This window comes from Defluviitalea raffinosedens (assembly GCF_016908775.1).
Taxonomy (GTDB): domain Bacteria; phylum Bacillota; class Clostridia; order Lachnospirales; family Defluviitaleaceae; genus Defluviitalea; species Defluviitalea raffinosedens.
In genome coordinates, this window is record NZ_JAFBEP010000010.1 from 69,845 (window position 1) to 85,422 (window position 15,578).

Sequence of the window (15,578 nt, forward strand, 5' to 3'; positions counted from 1 at the left end):
TTACGTTCTTAATTATTCACATTCTGTGGATAACTCTGTGTATAAACTTTATTTTATGAGTTTATATTTCTTTTTTTTGCCTTATTTTATTGTTTATAAAGTTTTTCACAGGTTGTTAAAAAATTTTTTTATACATATTCACATGAAACGTTTTTTAAAAGATATACACAAGCTGTTAATTTATTGTTTAAAATTATACACAATTGTGGATAATCTGTGTATAAGATAAAAATGTAAATTTTTTCATTCATAATAGGAGGATATCTAAATGGAAAACAAAGTACTAAGTCATTGGCCAAGCATACTAAAAATATTAGAAACAGAAACTTCTCCTGTTAGCTTTCAGACTTGGTTTAAGAACTTAAAGCCCCTTTCAGTAAATGATAATGTCCTGACCATTGAAACCCTGGACGACTTTTCTCGAGATATTTTAAAAACTCGGTATATTCGCTTGATCCAAAACGCAATTGCTCAAGTAACTCATTATGAATATGAAATTAAAATTGTTACTCCAAACGAAGCCAATCAAATACAAAAATCAAAAAATACAACAAACAAAGAAGATTCTTCAGATCCTCTTGATAATCAAAGCAATTTAAATCCAAGATATACTTTTGACACGTTTGTCGTAGGAAACAGCAACAGAATGGCACATGCTGCAGCTCTTGCCGTTGCAGAGGCTCCTGCCAAAGCATACAATCCACTCTTTCTCTACGGAGGTGTTGGGCTTGGAAAGACTCATCTTATGCACTCAATTGGTCATTACATCTTAGCTCAAAACCCCAGTGCAAAAGTATTATACGCTTCATCTGAAAAATTTACCAATGAACTCATTAACTCCATTAAGGACGATAAAAACCAGGCATTCAGAAACAAATACAGAAACATCGATGTTCTTTTGATCGACGACATTCAATTTATTGCGGGAAAAGAAAGAACAGAAGAAGAATTCTTCCATACCTTTAATACATTGCATGAAGACAGCAAACAAATCATTATTTCCAGTGATAGGCCTCCAAAAGAAATTAAAACATTAGAAGCAAGACTGCTTTCAAGATTCGAATGGGGTCTTATTGCAGATATACAACCCCCAGATTTAGAAACCAGAATTGCTATTTTAAGAAAAAAAGCTGAATTAGAAAGATTAACTATTCCAAACGACGTTATTCTTTTTGTAGCCAAGTCTATCGTTTCCAATATAAGAGAATTAGAAGGAGCATTAAACCGAATCATAGCTTATTCAACCTTGGCCAATAAAGAAATTAATATTGAATTAGCCAGCGAAGCACTAAAAGATTTAATGAGTTCGGACAAGCCCAAAACCATTACTACAGAACTAATCCAGGAAGTCGTAGCATCTTACTTTAACCTAAAACCTGAAGAGCTGAGATCTAAAAAGAGAACTCGAAATGTAGCTTTCCCAAGACAAATTGCTATGTACCTTTGCAGGCGTTTAACGGATCTCTCACTACCTAAAATAGGAGAAAAATTCGGAGGAAGGGACCATACCACCATCATACATGGTTTTGAAAAAGTTGCCCAAGACATAGAAAAAGACAGGGAACTTCAACAAACCATACTGGAATTAGAAAAAAGAATTACAGGTAAATAATTTATTCACATTAGTCTGTGAGAATATAGTGGACAAGGTGTGAATAATTATTTCCTTAAATTTTTTTTGTTAATAATGTGAATAACCTTTTCACTTTTATTTTTTTATCCACAGGGTTATTCTATTATTTTTTTATTTGTATTTTTGGTATTTGAATGATTTATCTACATTTCCACAGGTACTATTACTATAATTACTCAAACCTTTTTATTTTATTAATATTAAAAACAGGAAAGGAGTTATCCACAAAATGAAGGTGTCATGTACAAAAAATGATTTATTAAATAGTGTCAATATTGTTTTAAAAGCTGTTTCCAGCAGAACTACACTTCCTATTTTAGAATGCATTTTATTAGAAACAGATCAGAATGCTCTTAAATTAACAGGGAATGATTTGGAACTTGGAATAGAAAGTACGATACCAGCAACTGTTGAAAAGTCAGGTTGTATTGCATTAGAAGCTAAGATTTTTTCTGAAATTGTAAGAAAGCTTCCTGAAGACGAAGTAAAAATTACAGTAGATGCTAATCTTATGGCTACGATTAAATGTGCTAATTCTGAATTTAAAATATCAGCTCAATCTGGAGCAGATTTTCCGGAGTTACCTAAAATTGAAAGAGATAAATCCATTACACTAAAACAATCCACACTAAAAGACATGATCAGACAAACCATTTTTTCTGTGGCTACTGAAGAAACGAGACCCATTTTAACCGGAGAACTGATCCAAATCAAAAATGGAGCACTACATATGGTATCTGTGGATGGTTATAGAGTATCTTACAGAAAAACACCTTTATCAGTTGAGAATGAGGAAAATGAGGTTGTCGTTCCAGGAAAGACACTGGGAGAAATCAGCAAAATTTTTTCTTCAGAAGAAGAAGATCAGGTTTCGATATATTTTACAGACAAACATATTCTTTTTGACCTGGGAGACAGTACAGTTGTTTCCAGGTTACTTGAAGGAGAGTTTTTAAAGTACGAAAATAGCTTTTCTGAAGACTATGAAACAAGAATCACAGTGGATCGAAAAGCATTACTTATGAGTATTGAAAGAGCTGCATTGATTTCAAGAGAAGGAAAAAAGAATCCGATTAAAATGGAAATGGATTCTGATCGCTTAGTCATTACATCCAATACGGAACTGGGAACTGCTCATGAAGAACTTCCTGTTAATCTGGAAGGAAAAGATTTAATGATTGCGTTTAATCCCAAATATCTTATAGATGCCTTAAAAGTGATCGATGATGATGAAGTTGCCATTCTATTTATGTCTTCCTTAAACCCCTGCATTATCCAGCCTGTTAATGGCAATGAATATAAATATCTAATCTTACCAATTCGATTAAATGTATAATCTTTCGTAAAGTTTAATTTTTTTATCTGCAGGTAATTTAATTATTAATATGCTATAATAAAAAGTGCGATGATGTTCGCACTTTTTATCATTAAAAGAAAAGGTGATGAAGTTGGAAGAAATTAAAATAAATACAGAATACATTAAACTGGATCAATTTTTAAAGTATGTAGATATTGTTCAATCTGGTGCAGAAGCAAAATACTTTATCTCAGAAAATACCATAAAGGTAAATGGCGAAGTTGTTTTTCAAAGGGGAAAAAAATTAAGAAGCGGAGACAAGGTGGATATAAATGGTAAAGAATATATCATAATTCATTGATGGAGTGGGCATAATGTATGTTAAAGAGGTAAATTTATACCAATTTAGAAATTATGAGCAGCTCAATTTATCTTTGCATCCAAAACTTAATATTTTTTACGGACAAAATGCACAGGGAAAAACCAATATACTTGAATCTCTTTATTTATGTGCCACAGGAAGATCCCACCGAACGACCCATGAAAAAGAAGCAATTCATTGGCATAAAGATGAAGCCCATATCCGCTTATTTCTTCATAAACAAAACAGAGTAGAAAAAATAGATTTTCATTTAGACAAAAGCGGCAGAAAATCTGCCGCTCATAATGGAATCCCTATTCAAAAACTTGGAGAACTTTTAGGGATTATCAATGTTGTCATTTTTTCTCCAGAAGACTTACAGCTCATTAAAAGTGGACCTAAGGAAAGAAGGCGGTTTTTAGATATTGAGTTATGTCAACTAGACAGGATATATTATTATAATCTTCAACAATACCATAAAGTATTAAAGCAAAGAAATCATTTTTTGAAACAAATAAACAAAAATCCCAAGGATATGACCGATATATGGGACGAGCAACTGGTACATTTCGGAGAAAAAGTGATTGAAGCCAGGAAAGTATTTATAGAGAAGCTTAATCATTTGGCTTTGTTGATTCATGGTAATATTACAGCGCAAAAGGAAAAATTATTAGTCGAATATTCGCCCAGTGTGAGTAGTAACCAGTTTAGAGAAAAATTAAAAGAAAACTTAGTGCGAGATCTGCAGAGTGGGACTACTTCAATAGGTCCCCACAGAGATGATATTGTTTTTAAGGTAAATGGTATGGATCTTCGTACGTATGGTTCTCAAGGGCAGCAACGAAGCGCAGCCCTTTCCTTGAAACTGGCTGAAATTGATTTAATGAAACAAGAAACAGGAGAAGCCCCTATACTTTTATTAGATGATGTTCTTTCTGAACTAGATGAAAATAGGCAAAAAGATTTAATTGCTCATATTGATGATATTCAAACCATTCTTACTTGTACGGGAATTGAAGATTTAATATTAAAACAAATTCACAAGGGATTTGTCTATTATGTAGAAGATGGTCATATATACCCGAAAGACAGTAAAATGTTGTAACAAAAGTTTAAATAAGATACAATATACGTATTATTGTGTTTTGTAGGGAGGAAATAATGTGTTTCTGCATATTGGCGCAGATGTAGAAATCAGGTTAAAAGATTTAGTTGGTATTTTTGATATGAAATCCATGGAAGATTCAAAAATTACTACGGAATTTCTAAAAGTAGCTCGGGAAGAAGGTTTTGTTTGTGTTGTATCCAAAGATGATATAAAAACGATTATCATCACGGAAGAAAAAGGGAGAAATGTTATTTATTTGTCTCCAATTTCCTCAGCTACATTACAAAAAAGAATTCATTTGCTTAGTGATTTATCCATTATTAATTAATAGATTTACAAAATTTTGAAAAAGGAGTGAGTTATTTCATGGCTCCAGAGTATAATGAAAGCCAGATACAGATACTAGAAGGATTAGAAGCTGTCCGAAAAAGGCCCGGCATGTATATTGGAAGTACTTCTTCAAGAGGGTTGCATCATTTAGTTTATGAAATCGTAGATAATGCAGTAGATGAGGCATTAGCTGGTTATTGTGATGAAATAGAGGTAACGATTCACAAAGATAATTCAATTACCGTTGTAGACAATGGACGGGGTATACCTGTAGGCATTCACCCTCAAAAGAAGATTCCGGCAGTTGAAGTTGTATTTACCGTTTTACATGCAGGGGGTAAATTCGGAGGTGGAGGTTATAAAGTATCTGGAGGACTCCATGGAGTAGGAGCTTCTGTTGTAAATGCACTATCAGAATGGCTAAAGGTTCAAATTTTTACAGAAGGAAAAATTTATGAACAGGTGTATGAAAGAGGCAAGGTTATAAAGCCTTTAACGATTGTTGGAGAAACGGATAAAAGAGGTACTTTGGTTCATTTTAAACCGGATGCTCAGATATTCGAAGAAACGGAATATCAATTTGACACCCTAAGACAACGTCTTCGGGAAATGGCATTTTTGACCAAAGGTTTGAAAATTACCTTAAAAGATGAAAGAGAAGGAAAAGAAAAAGAGAGAACTTTTCATTATGAAGGTGGAATAAAGGAATTTGTTTCCCATCTTAACAAACATAAAACACCTCTATACAACGATATTTTTTACTGTGAAGGGGTTAAAGATGATGTAGAGGTTGAAATTGCCTTTCAGCATAATGATACTTATGTTGAAAACATATTTAGCTTTGTTAACAACATTAATACCACTGAAGGAGGTACTCATCTCAGTGGCTTTAAATCTGCCATTACAAAAACGATCAACGATTATGGCAGAAAAAATAATTTATTAAAAGAAAGTGAGAGCAATTTATCCGGGGATGACATAAGAGAAGGCATAACAGCAGTGATCAGTGTAAAAGTGTCAGAACCCCAATTTGAAGGACAAACTAAAACTAAACTTGGAAACAGTGAAGTAAGAGGTATCGTTGAAGCGATTTTTTCAGAAGAGCTCATGTACTATTTAGAGCAAAATCCTTCTGTTGCCAAAATCATTTTGCAAAAAGCCATTATGGCTGCACGGGCAAGAGAAGCAGCAAGAAAAGCCAGGGACTTAACCAGAAGAAAAAGTGTATTGGAGAGCAACAGTTTGCCTGGAAAATTGGCGGACTGCTCTGAGAAAGATCCAAATCTTTGCGAAATATTTATAGTCGAAGGAGATTCAGCAGGAGGTTCAGCAAAGTCTGCCAGGACAAGACAGACCCAGGCGATCCTTCCTTTAAGAGGAAAAATTTTAAATGTAGAGAAGGCAAGACTGGACAGGATTCTTGGAAATGAAGAAATTCGTGCCATGATCACAGCTTTTGGGACAGGCATTGCAGATGATTTTGATATTTCAAAATTGCGTTATGGTAAAATTATTATTATGACCGATGCCGATGTCGATGGAGCACATATCAGAACTTTGCTCCTTACATTTATTTATCGTTATCTTCGACAATTAATTGAAAAAGGACATGTATATATTGCTCAACCTCCTCTTTATAAGGTGGAGAAAAACAAAAAGACTTATTATGTATATAATGACAAAGAACTAGAAAAATTATTCGATGAAATTGGACGAGATGGAATTACAATGCAAAGATACAAAGGTTTGGGAGAAATGAATCCGGAACAACTTTGGGAAACAACCATGGATCCGGAAACTCGTATTTTAGTTAGAGTAGACTTAGAAGATGCAGCAGCAGCGGATGAGATTTTTACAGCTCTGATGGGAGATAAAGTAGAGCCTAGAAAAGAATTTATTCAAGAATATGCAAAGCATGTTAAAAATCTTGATATTTAATATTGCATTGACAAAGGAAGGTTAAGATGGAAGAAAAAGAATTTGATAAAATTATTCCTGTGGATATACAAGAAGAAATGAAAAGATCTTATATAGATTATGCCATGAGTGTTATTGTATCAAGAGCCTTACCGGATGTAAAGGATGGCTTAAAACCAGTACACAGAAGAATTTTATATGCTATGAATGAACTCCATTTAAGTCCCGATAAGGCGTATAAAAAGTCTGCTCGTATCGTCGGGGAAACCATGGGTAAATACCATCCCCATGGAGATAGCTCTATTTATGATGCAATGGTGAGACTTGCTCAGGACTTTTCTATTCGATATCCATTAGTTGATGGCCATGGAAACTTTGGTTCCGTGGATGGAGACAGTGCAGCTGCTATGCGTTACACAGAGGCGAGACTTAGTAAGATTGCCATGGAACTCTTAGCAGATATCGAAAAAGAGACCATCGATTTTGTACCGAATTTTGATGAATCATTGAACGAACCATCCGTACTTCCGGCAAGATTTCCAAACTTGCTCGTTAATGGTACTTCCGGTATTGCGGTTGGGATGGCAACCAATATTCCGCCTCATAATTTAAAAGAAGTGATCAATGGTGTTGTTAAAATCATTGATAACTATGTGGAATATAACAGAGAAACAGATATTGAAGAATTATTATCCATCATTAAAGGCCCGGATTTTCCTACAGGAGCAATTATATTAGGCAGAAAGGGAATCGAGGAAGCTTACAGAACGGGCAGAGGGAAAATAAAAGTAAGGGCCGTTGCAGACATTGAACAAATTTCAAGCAGTAAGCAAAGAATTGTTGTTACAGAAATTCCTTATATGGTAAATAAAGCAAGACTCATTGAAAAAATTGCTGATTTGGTGAAAGAAAAGAAGATAGAAGGAATATCTGATTTAAGAGATGAATCCGACCGCAAGGGAATGCGTATTGTTATAGAAATTAAAAAAGACTATAATGCCAATATTATACTAAATCAATTATATCAAAATACTCAGCTTCAAGATATCTTTGGTATTAACATGGTGGCTTTAGTAAATAATGAACCTAAAACTTTAAATTTAAAAGACATGTTAATCCATTACTTAAATCATCAAAAAGATGTTGTAACAAGAAGAACACAGTTTGATCTTAGAAAAGCTGAAGAAAGATCTCACATTTTAGAAGGTTTAAGAATTGCTTTAGATCATATAGACGAAGTGATTTCTATAATCAGATCTTCTTCAAGTACCCAGGAAGCAAAAGAACGCCTTATGGAAGCCTTTACATTATCGGAAAAACAAGCTCAGGCTATTGTTGATATGAGGCTTAGAAGTTTAACGGGCTTAGAAAGAGAAAAACTAGAAGAAGAATATAGAGAACTTCAAGAAACCATTAAGGAATTAAGGGCAATTCTTGGAGATGAGAAGAGACTTTATGGTGTTATTAAAGAAGAACTCCTGATTATTCGTCAAAAATATGGAGACGAAAGAAAAACGAGAATTGAAATGGATAGCGGAGAATTAGATGTAGAAGACCTCATTGCAGATGAGCCTAATGTTATTACAATGACCCATCTTGGATATATTAAAAGACTTCCTCTGAATACATATAAAAGTCAGAATCGAGGGGGAAGAGGCATTATCGGTATGCAAACCAGAGAAGAAGATTTTATTGAAGATTTATTTATTGCTTCTACCCATCACTATATTTTATTCTTTAGCAATAAAGGAAAAGTTTATAGGCTTAAAACCTATGAAATTCCTGAAGCATCCAGAACAGCAAGGGGAACTGCTATCATAAACCTGCTTCAAGTGGATCCAGATGAAAATATCACTGCAGTCGTTCCTGTAAAAGAATATAAAGAAGGAACCTATCTTCTGATGGTGACCAAAAAAGGACTTATTAAAAAGACAAGCATTATGGAATATGAAAACATTAGAAAGGGAGGGCTCCTTGCCATAAATCTTCGAGAAGATGATGAGTTAATACAAGTAAAAAATATTGTAGATGATGAACAGATCTTTATCGGAACGAAAAATGGACAAGGAATACTCTTTTCTGAAAAAGATGTCAGAGAAATAGGAAGAACAGGTATGGGTGTTCGTGCCATGACCCTTAACGATGGTGATGAGATTATAGGTGTAGGATTAATATCTGAAGGAAGAGATGTTTTATTTGTTACAGAAAAAGGTCTTGGAAAAAGAACTGATATAGGTGAATTCCATCTGCAAAAAAGAGGTGGCAAAGGTATTAAGACCTACCGATTAACAGAAAAGACAGGAAAAATCATTGGGATCAAGATGGTGTCTGAAGAAGAAGAAATCATGATGATTACCTCAGAAGGAATTATCATAAGACTTCATGTAGCTCAAATTTCAAAAACAGGAAGAGTTACACAGGGAGTTAAATTAATGAATTTAGGAGAAAATGAATCTGTTGTAGCTGTAGCAAAAGTTGTAGAAGATGAAAACTGTTAATAAAAGGAATAAGTAATATGAAAAAAAAGAGGACCATCATATTTTGGGTAGTTAGTTTGACATTGGTTATAGGATGTGTTTGGTTCATTAAAGATTTTAAGGAAGTTACGGAAGCATTTAAAAACGTCCATATTAATGCTGATAAAGCAAATAGAGAAGATCCAATCATCTTTGAAGTTTATCATAAGAATGCCTTTATCAAATCCTTTAAAACAAAGGAAGATGCCATTAATTATGCTAACAAGTATAAAGATGTTTATGTAAAACAAAAAAATACAGATGAATGGATTTGGAATAGTTTTGATCCGTATATTTTGTTTGAAAATGATAAATATATTAATGATTATGATTCTTTTTCTGATGCAGTTTTTTTTGCTAAAGAAAAAGAAGGGAGAAAAATATTCTACTTGTCCAATCAAAATGTGATTTGGTCTGATTCTGAAAACATTAAAGAAAAAGTTTTATTAGATGTGCCTGTGATCTTACAAAAGCCGGAACTTCCAAGAGGGTGTGAGGTTACAAGTCTTGCTATGCTTCTAAATTATGCCGGTATCAAAGTGGATAAAATGGAACTGGCTAAAAAGATTGATAAAGACACAACCCCTTTATCTAAAAAAGGGAACAGAACCTATTTTGGAAATCCTAATGATGGATTTGTAGGGGACATGTATTCTTTAAAAAACCCGGGATATGGCGTATATAATGGCCCTATAGAAAGATTGATGAAAGAATATATGCCTGATCAAACGGTCAACTTAACAGGCTGTGAATTTGAAGATTTATTTCATTTTCTTTCAAAGGGTCAACCTGTCTGGGCTATAACCAACACAACTTATAAAAAATTAGATGATAGTCAATTTGAGATATGGCTTACCCCCACTGGACCAGTTGAAATCACTTATAAATTACACGCTGTTTTAATTACCGGTTATGATGAAAAATATGTTTATTTTAATGATCCTTTTTATTCTAAAAAGAATATAAGAGCAAAAAAAGAAGATTTTAAAGCAGCATGGAATCAAATGGGAAGACAAGCAATATCATATGTAAGCAGTAATTAACTAAAGTGTTATTATATAAAAAACATGAAAATTTTAATGACAAGAAAGGTAGAATATGTTAATATATCGTTGATTATTTAATTTTCATAAATAAAATAAAGGAGGAAATTCTATGAGTAAGAAGATAATGAGTTTATTATTGGTATTAACTTTAGTATTTTCTATTGCATTAACTGGATGCGGTAATCAAAATCAAAACACTACTCCTGAGCAGACTACAGAAGAAACAGGAGAGAAAACAGAAGGTAGTACAGACCAAAAACCAGCAGAACCAGTTAAAGTAGGTATGGTAACAGATTCAGGTACTATAGATGATAAGTCTTTTAACCAGGGAACATGGGAAGGTATTGTAAAATATGCTCAAGATAATGCTGGAGTTATTGAAGAAAAATATCTTCAACCTTCCGGAGAACAACATACAGATTATTTAAATGCTATGAATGACTTAATTGATACAGGACATACCATTATTGTTACTCCTGGATTTAAATTTGAAACTGCAGTAAATGAAGCTGCTACAAACAATCCAGACGTATCCTTTATTTTAATTGACGGACAAACTCATAATGGAGATGGAAATTTTGTAAAACATGATAATACAGTTTGTGTTTTCTTTAATGAACATGAAGCTGGATTCTTAGCCGGAGTTGCTGCTGCACTTTCTACTAAAACCAATAAATTAGGATTTATTGGTGGAATGGAAATTCCTCCTGTACAAAAGTTTGGCTGGGGTTATCAAGCAGGAGTTGCTTATGCAAATAAAACCTATGGAACTCAAGCTGAAATTGTAGATTATATTTATCAGGGAACATTTGATGATGTTGCTGGAGGACAGACATTAGCTGCCGGAATGTATGATAAAGGTGTAGATATTATTTTCCATGCAGCTGGTGGTGTAGGTGTTGGTGTATTTAACGAAGCAAAAGAAAGAGCTGAAAAAGGCCAGGAAGTATATGTTATCGGTGTTGACGTAGACCAATATGAAGCTGGTAAAATTTCCAGTGGAAAATCTGTTACATTAACTTCAGCAGTAAAAGGTGTTGATACAGCTGCATACAATTATATTGATGCAAAACTTAACGGAACATTCCCAGGAGGAGAAGTTGTAACTTTAGGATTAAAAGATAATGCTGTAGGTCTTCCAAAAGAAAATCCAAACTTATCTGAAGATACAATTAAAAAGGTTGAAGAAACAGTTCAACAAGTTTTAGATGGTAAATTAACGATTCCTGCAACTCAAGAAGAATTAGACGCTTTCTTAAAATAATTTATCTAGTAAATAAATAATAGGGTGAAATTTCATATAAAAAACGCACAAGAATGTGCGTTTTTTATATGACTAATTATAGATAATCAATAAAGTATTGTGATATAATATTAATAAAAATGGGTTGGAGGAAATACCATGGATTATGTTATTGAGATGCTTAATATTCGAAAAGAATTTCCGGGTATCGTAGCAAATGATAATATTACATTGCAAGTCATTCCAGGAGAAATTCATGCTTTATTAGGAGAAAATGGAGCAGGTAAATCTACTTTGATGTCCATTTTATTTGGATTGTACAAGCCAGATAAAGGGATTATAAAAGTCAAGGGAAAAGAAGTTAACATTACCAATCCCAATGTGGCGACTCAGTTAGGCATTGGAATGGTACATCAACATTTTAAATTGGTACATAATTTTACGGTTACTGAAAATATCATTCTTGGTATGGAAACTATGCGTGGAGGAGCAATAGATATCAGGAGTGCTGCTAAACGTATTGAAGAATTATCACAATTATATGGCCTTAAAGTAGATCCTTATGCAAAAATAGAAGACATTTCTGTAGGTATGCAACAAAGAGTAGAAATACTAAAAATGCTTTATCGAAATGCAGAAATTCTCATCTTTGATGAACCGACTGCTGTTCTTACGCCTCAAGAAGTTGGAGAATTAATGAATATCATGCGACGTCTTGTTAAAGAAGGAAAATCTATTATTCTTATTACGCATAAATTAAAAGAAATCAAAGCTATAGCAGACCGATGTACGATTATTAGAAAAGGAAAAGGAATTGCTACCGTAGAGGTAGCTGAAACTTCAACGGAAAAAATGGCAGAGCTTATGGTAGGCCGTAAAGTGAGCTTTAGTGTTCAAAAAGCTGAACCTGTTTTAAAAGATGTTTACTTAAAAGTAGAAAACCTTATTGTAAAAGATAATAGAGGTCTTGAAGCAGTAAAGAATGTGTCTTTTGAAATTCGTGGAGGAGAAATATTAGGCCTAGCAGGGGTAGACGGAAATGGACAAACAGAGTTGGTTGAAGCTATTACAGGATTAAGAAAAGTTGAATCCGGGAAAATAATACTTAATGGACAAGAAATTCAAAATTTAGATGTTAGAAAAAGAAGTGAAGTAGGCTTAGGTCACATTCCGGAAGACAGGCACAAACATGGGTTGGTGCTGGACTTTTACCTTGAAGATAATATGATATTGGAGAATTATTATAAAGAGCCTTTTTCTTCAAGAGGTATTTTAAATAGAACTGAAATAAGAAAGTATTCTGATCGACTCATTAATGAATTTGATGTAAGAAGTGGACAAGGTAGTAAAACGATCACAAGAAGTATGTCGGGAGGTAATCAGCAAAAGGCAATTATTGCCCGGGAAATTGACAAATCTCCTTTAGTACTTATCGTTGCACAACCTACCAGAGGATTGGACGTAGGCGCTATTGAATATATTCATAAAAGGCTTGTAGAGGAAAGAGATAAAGGCAAAGCCATATTGTTATTTTCCTTGGAGCTTGATGAGATACTTAATGTATCAGATAGAATAGCTGTAATGTATGAAGGAAATATTGTAGGTATTGTCGATTCTAAGAAGACAAATGAAAATGAACTGGGTCTTATGATGGCAGGTTCTAAGGGAGGTCATGAAAGTGAGTAAAATCTCTAAAACATTAAAAAATGAAGATTTTCAAAGACGAATTATTCCTTTTTTTTCTGTATTGTTAGGATTTATTATAGGTGCTATCATCATGGCTTTTTCAGGATATGATCCTATAGAAGCTTATTCTGAATTATTAAAAGGAGCAGGTTTTTATGGCAATATCAAGAGATTCGGAGACACCCTTTTAACGATGACAAGCCTTGTGTTGACAGGGCTTTCAGTTGCTTTTGCTTTTAAAACAGGTTTATTTAATATAGGGGCTCCCGGACAAATGTTAATGGGAGGTTTTATAGCAGTATATATTGGTGTTGTGTTTGAGATGCCAAGAATTATACATCTTCCTTTTGCGGTTATTTCTGCAGCACTTCTAGGTTCTATATGGGCGTTCTTACCAGGAATTTTAAAAGCAAAATTTAGAATTAACGAAGTGGTTACAACGATCATGATGAACTGGATTGCTTATTGGAGTGTTTATTACTTTGTACCTGCCAAAATACCCGGAAACTTTAATACGGAATCTGCGGTTATCAAAAATACTGCTTCCCTTAGAACAGAATGGTTAAGTAAGTTATTTAAAGGGTCTTATGTGAATTTAGGATTTTTCATTGCTATTTTTGCAGCTATTTTTATATGGTGGATTTTAGAAAAGACCACCTTTGGATATGAACTTAAAGCTGTGGGATTTAATGCTCATGCTGCAGAATATGCAGGAATGAAAGTAAACCGTAATATTGTACTTTCTATGATGATATCAGGAGCATTATCAGGCCTTGCTGGCGCTGTGTATTATTTAGGTTATGGAAATAATATAAAAATTGGAGAACTTCCATCTCAAGGCTTTGATGGAATAGCAGTTGCACTTTTAGGGCTTAATAATCCTATTGGCGTTATTTTTTCAGCATTCTTATTTGGATTTATGAATGCAGGAAAACTATTTATGAATGCGGCTACGGAAGTACCTAAAGAACTTATTGAAATTATTATTGCTGTTATTATTTTCTTTGCAGCTGCTAATTTAATGATTAAAGGAATTTTAGCTAAAATAAACAAAGGTTTGGATAGAAATGGAGGTGGAAGTAATGCTTAATATACTTTCAAGTATGATTCCATTGGCGTTGGCTTATACAGCTCCTCTTCTTATTATTGCGCTTGGAGGATTATTTAGTGAAAGAAGTGGTGTAGTAAATATCGGTTTAGAAGGCTTAATGGGTATTGGTGCTTTTACTAGTGCGTTCTTTATATCAAGCAATTATGAGAGTATGGGAGATGTATCTATTTTACTTGGAGTGATCTTAGGGGCATTAATGGGAGGACTCTTTTCCATGATTCATGCCTTTGCAAGTATTACGATGAGAGCAGATCAAGTTATTAGTGGAACAGCGATTAATATGCTTTCATCCGCTATTACAATTTACTTAGCCAGAGCACTTACTGGTAGTGCTAATATTCAGATTATCAAAGGCTTTATAAAAAGAGATGTAATGTTCTTAGGACTTTCAAAAATACCAGTGATTGGTCCAATCTTTTTTGGAAATGCATATATCACTACATATGTTGTGATACTGATTGTAGTTGTTAGCTGGTATGTGTTATATAAACGTCCCTTTGGTCTTCGTTTAAGAGCCTGTGGTGAGCATCCTCAGGCAGCAGATTCTATGGGTATTAATGTTATACGAATGAGATATATAGGAGTAATTATATCCGGAATCTTAGCAGGATTAGGGGGAGCCATTGTTATCACAACTTATTCAGGAGAATTCTCAGGAAATATTTATTCAGGTTTGGGATTCTTAGCTTTGGCTGCCCTTATATTTGGAAAATGGAAACCTTTTGGTGTATTAGGTGCCGCAGTATTCTTTGGATTTGCAAAGACAGTTGCGGATATGTCTCAACTATTTGAATCCTTAAAAACTTTACCTAATATTTATTTTAATACATTCCCTTATGTTGTAACGATTATTGCTTTGGTTCTGTTTTCAAAGAATTCAGCAGGTCCAAGAGCAGCTGGCGAGCCTTATGATGCAGGAAAGAGATAGAATTCTATATTTAAAGGGTGAATACTTTTCACCCTTTAAAATTTACATTAATTTACATAAAAAATATGTTGACTTTTATCATATAGTTTAGTATAATAACTCTTGCGCTTGTGAAAAAACGGAGAAGTACTCAAGTGGCTGAAGAGGTGCCCCTGCTAAGGGTATAGGTCGAGCAATCGGCGCGAGGGTTCAAATCCCTCCTTCTCCGCCAACTTTTTTAAGAAATAAGAAAAAAGTTGTTGACAAGCTGAGATTAATTTGTTATAGTTGTTTTCGTTGCTGTCGATAAACAGAACAAATAACGAATATCGATCTTTGAAAACTAAACAGCACACCAAATAAAACCCAATCAATTCCATTGATTGAAGGATAGAAAAAGCTAGCAAAAACTAGCAAGGATTA

12 protein-coding genes and 1 tRNA gene are annotated in these 15,578 nt (G+C 33.8%); all 13 read left to right on the forward strand.

Annotated features, from left to right (window positions below; all coding sequences use genetic code 11):
* The first annotated feature begins 268 nt into the window (after window positions 1–268).
* A complete protein-coding gene (gene dnaA, locus JOD07_RS09025) occupies window positions 269–1,612 on the forward strand; it encodes a chromosomal replication initiator protein DnaA (RefSeq protein WP_158741515.1) in 1,344 nt (447 codons plus the stop codon).
* A gap of 250 nt (window positions 1,613–1,862) precedes the next feature.
* The gene (dnaN, locus tag JOD07_RS09030) at window positions 1,863–2,969 is read left to right on the forward strand and encodes a DNA polymerase III subunit beta (RefSeq protein WP_158741516.1); all 1,107 of its coding nucleotides are present in this window, start codon (window positions 1,863–1,865) and stop codon (window positions 2,967–2,969) included.
* Between the two features lie 112 nt (window positions 2,970–3,081).
* On the forward strand, window positions 3,082–3,291 hold the full coding sequence (yaaA, locus tag JOD07_RS09035; protein ID WP_158741528.1) for a S4 domain-containing protein YaaA: 210 nt from the start codon (window positions 3,082–3,084) through the stop codon (window positions 3,289–3,291).
* A 13-nt stretch (window positions 3,292–3,304) separates the two neighbouring features.
* Window positions 3,305–4,396, forward strand: a complete 1,092-nt coding sequence (gene recF / locus JOD07_RS09040; RefSeq protein WP_158741517.1) for a DNA replication/repair protein RecF — start codon at window positions 3,305–3,307, stop codon at window positions 4,394–4,396.
* A gap of 58 nt (window positions 4,397–4,454) precedes the next feature.
* Entirely contained in the window at window positions 4,455–4,727 is a 273-nt protein-coding gene (gene remB / locus JOD07_RS09045) for an extracellular matrix regulator RemB (RefSeq protein WP_204613577.1), read from the forward strand.
* A 38-nt stretch (window positions 4,728–4,765) separates the two neighbouring features.
* The gene (gyrB, locus tag JOD07_RS09050) at window positions 4,766–6,667 is read left to right on the forward strand and encodes a DNA topoisomerase (ATP-hydrolyzing) subunit B (protein ID WP_204613578.1); all 1,902 of its coding nucleotides are present in this window, start codon (window positions 4,766–4,768) and stop codon (window positions 6,665–6,667) included.
* A 26-nt stretch (window positions 6,668–6,693) separates the two neighbouring features.
* Window positions 6,694–9,144 (forward strand): DNA gyrase subunit A, encoded by a 2,451-nt coding sequence (gene gyrA, locus JOD07_RS09055; RefSeq protein WP_204613579.1) that lies wholly within the window; start codon window positions 6,694–6,696, stop codon window positions 9,142–9,144.
* Window positions 9,145–9,161: 17 nt separating this feature from the next.
* Window positions 9,162–10,205 carry a C39 family peptidase gene (locus JOD07_RS09060; protein WP_158741521.1) on the forward strand — a complete coding sequence of 348 codons (1,044 nt, stop codon included), beginning with the start codon at window positions 9,162–9,164 and terminating at the stop codon, window positions 10,203–10,205.
* Between the two features lie 112 nt (window positions 10,206–10,317).
* Window positions 10,318–11,472, forward strand: a complete 1,155-nt coding sequence (locus JOD07_RS09065; protein WP_158741522.1) for a BMP family lipoprotein — start codon at window positions 10,318–10,320, stop codon at window positions 11,470–11,472.
* A 138-nt stretch (window positions 11,473–11,610) separates the two neighbouring features.
* A complete protein-coding gene (locus tag JOD07_RS09070; protein ID WP_204613580.1) occupies window positions 11,611–13,137 on the forward strand; it encodes an ABC transporter ATP-binding protein in 1,527 nt (508 codons plus the stop codon).
* On the forward strand, window positions 13,130–14,227 hold the full coding sequence (locus tag JOD07_RS09075; RefSeq protein WP_158741524.1) for an ABC transporter permease: 1,098 nt from the start codon (window positions 13,130–13,132) through the stop codon (window positions 14,225–14,227). The genes JOD07_RS09070 and JOD07_RS09075 overlap by 8 nt, the downstream gene beginning before the upstream one ends.
* Window positions 14,220–15,176 carry an ABC transporter permease gene (locus JOD07_RS09080; protein WP_158741525.1) on the forward strand — a complete coding sequence of 319 codons (957 nt, stop codon included), beginning with the start codon at window positions 14,220–14,222 and terminating at the stop codon, window positions 15,174–15,176. The genes JOD07_RS09075 and JOD07_RS09080 overlap by 8 nt, the downstream gene beginning before the upstream one ends.
* Before the next feature lie 120 nt (window positions 15,177–15,296).
* Window positions 15,297–15,387, forward strand: a tRNA-Ser gene (locus tag JOD07_RS09085).
* Window positions 15,388–15,578: the final 191 nt, after the last annotated feature.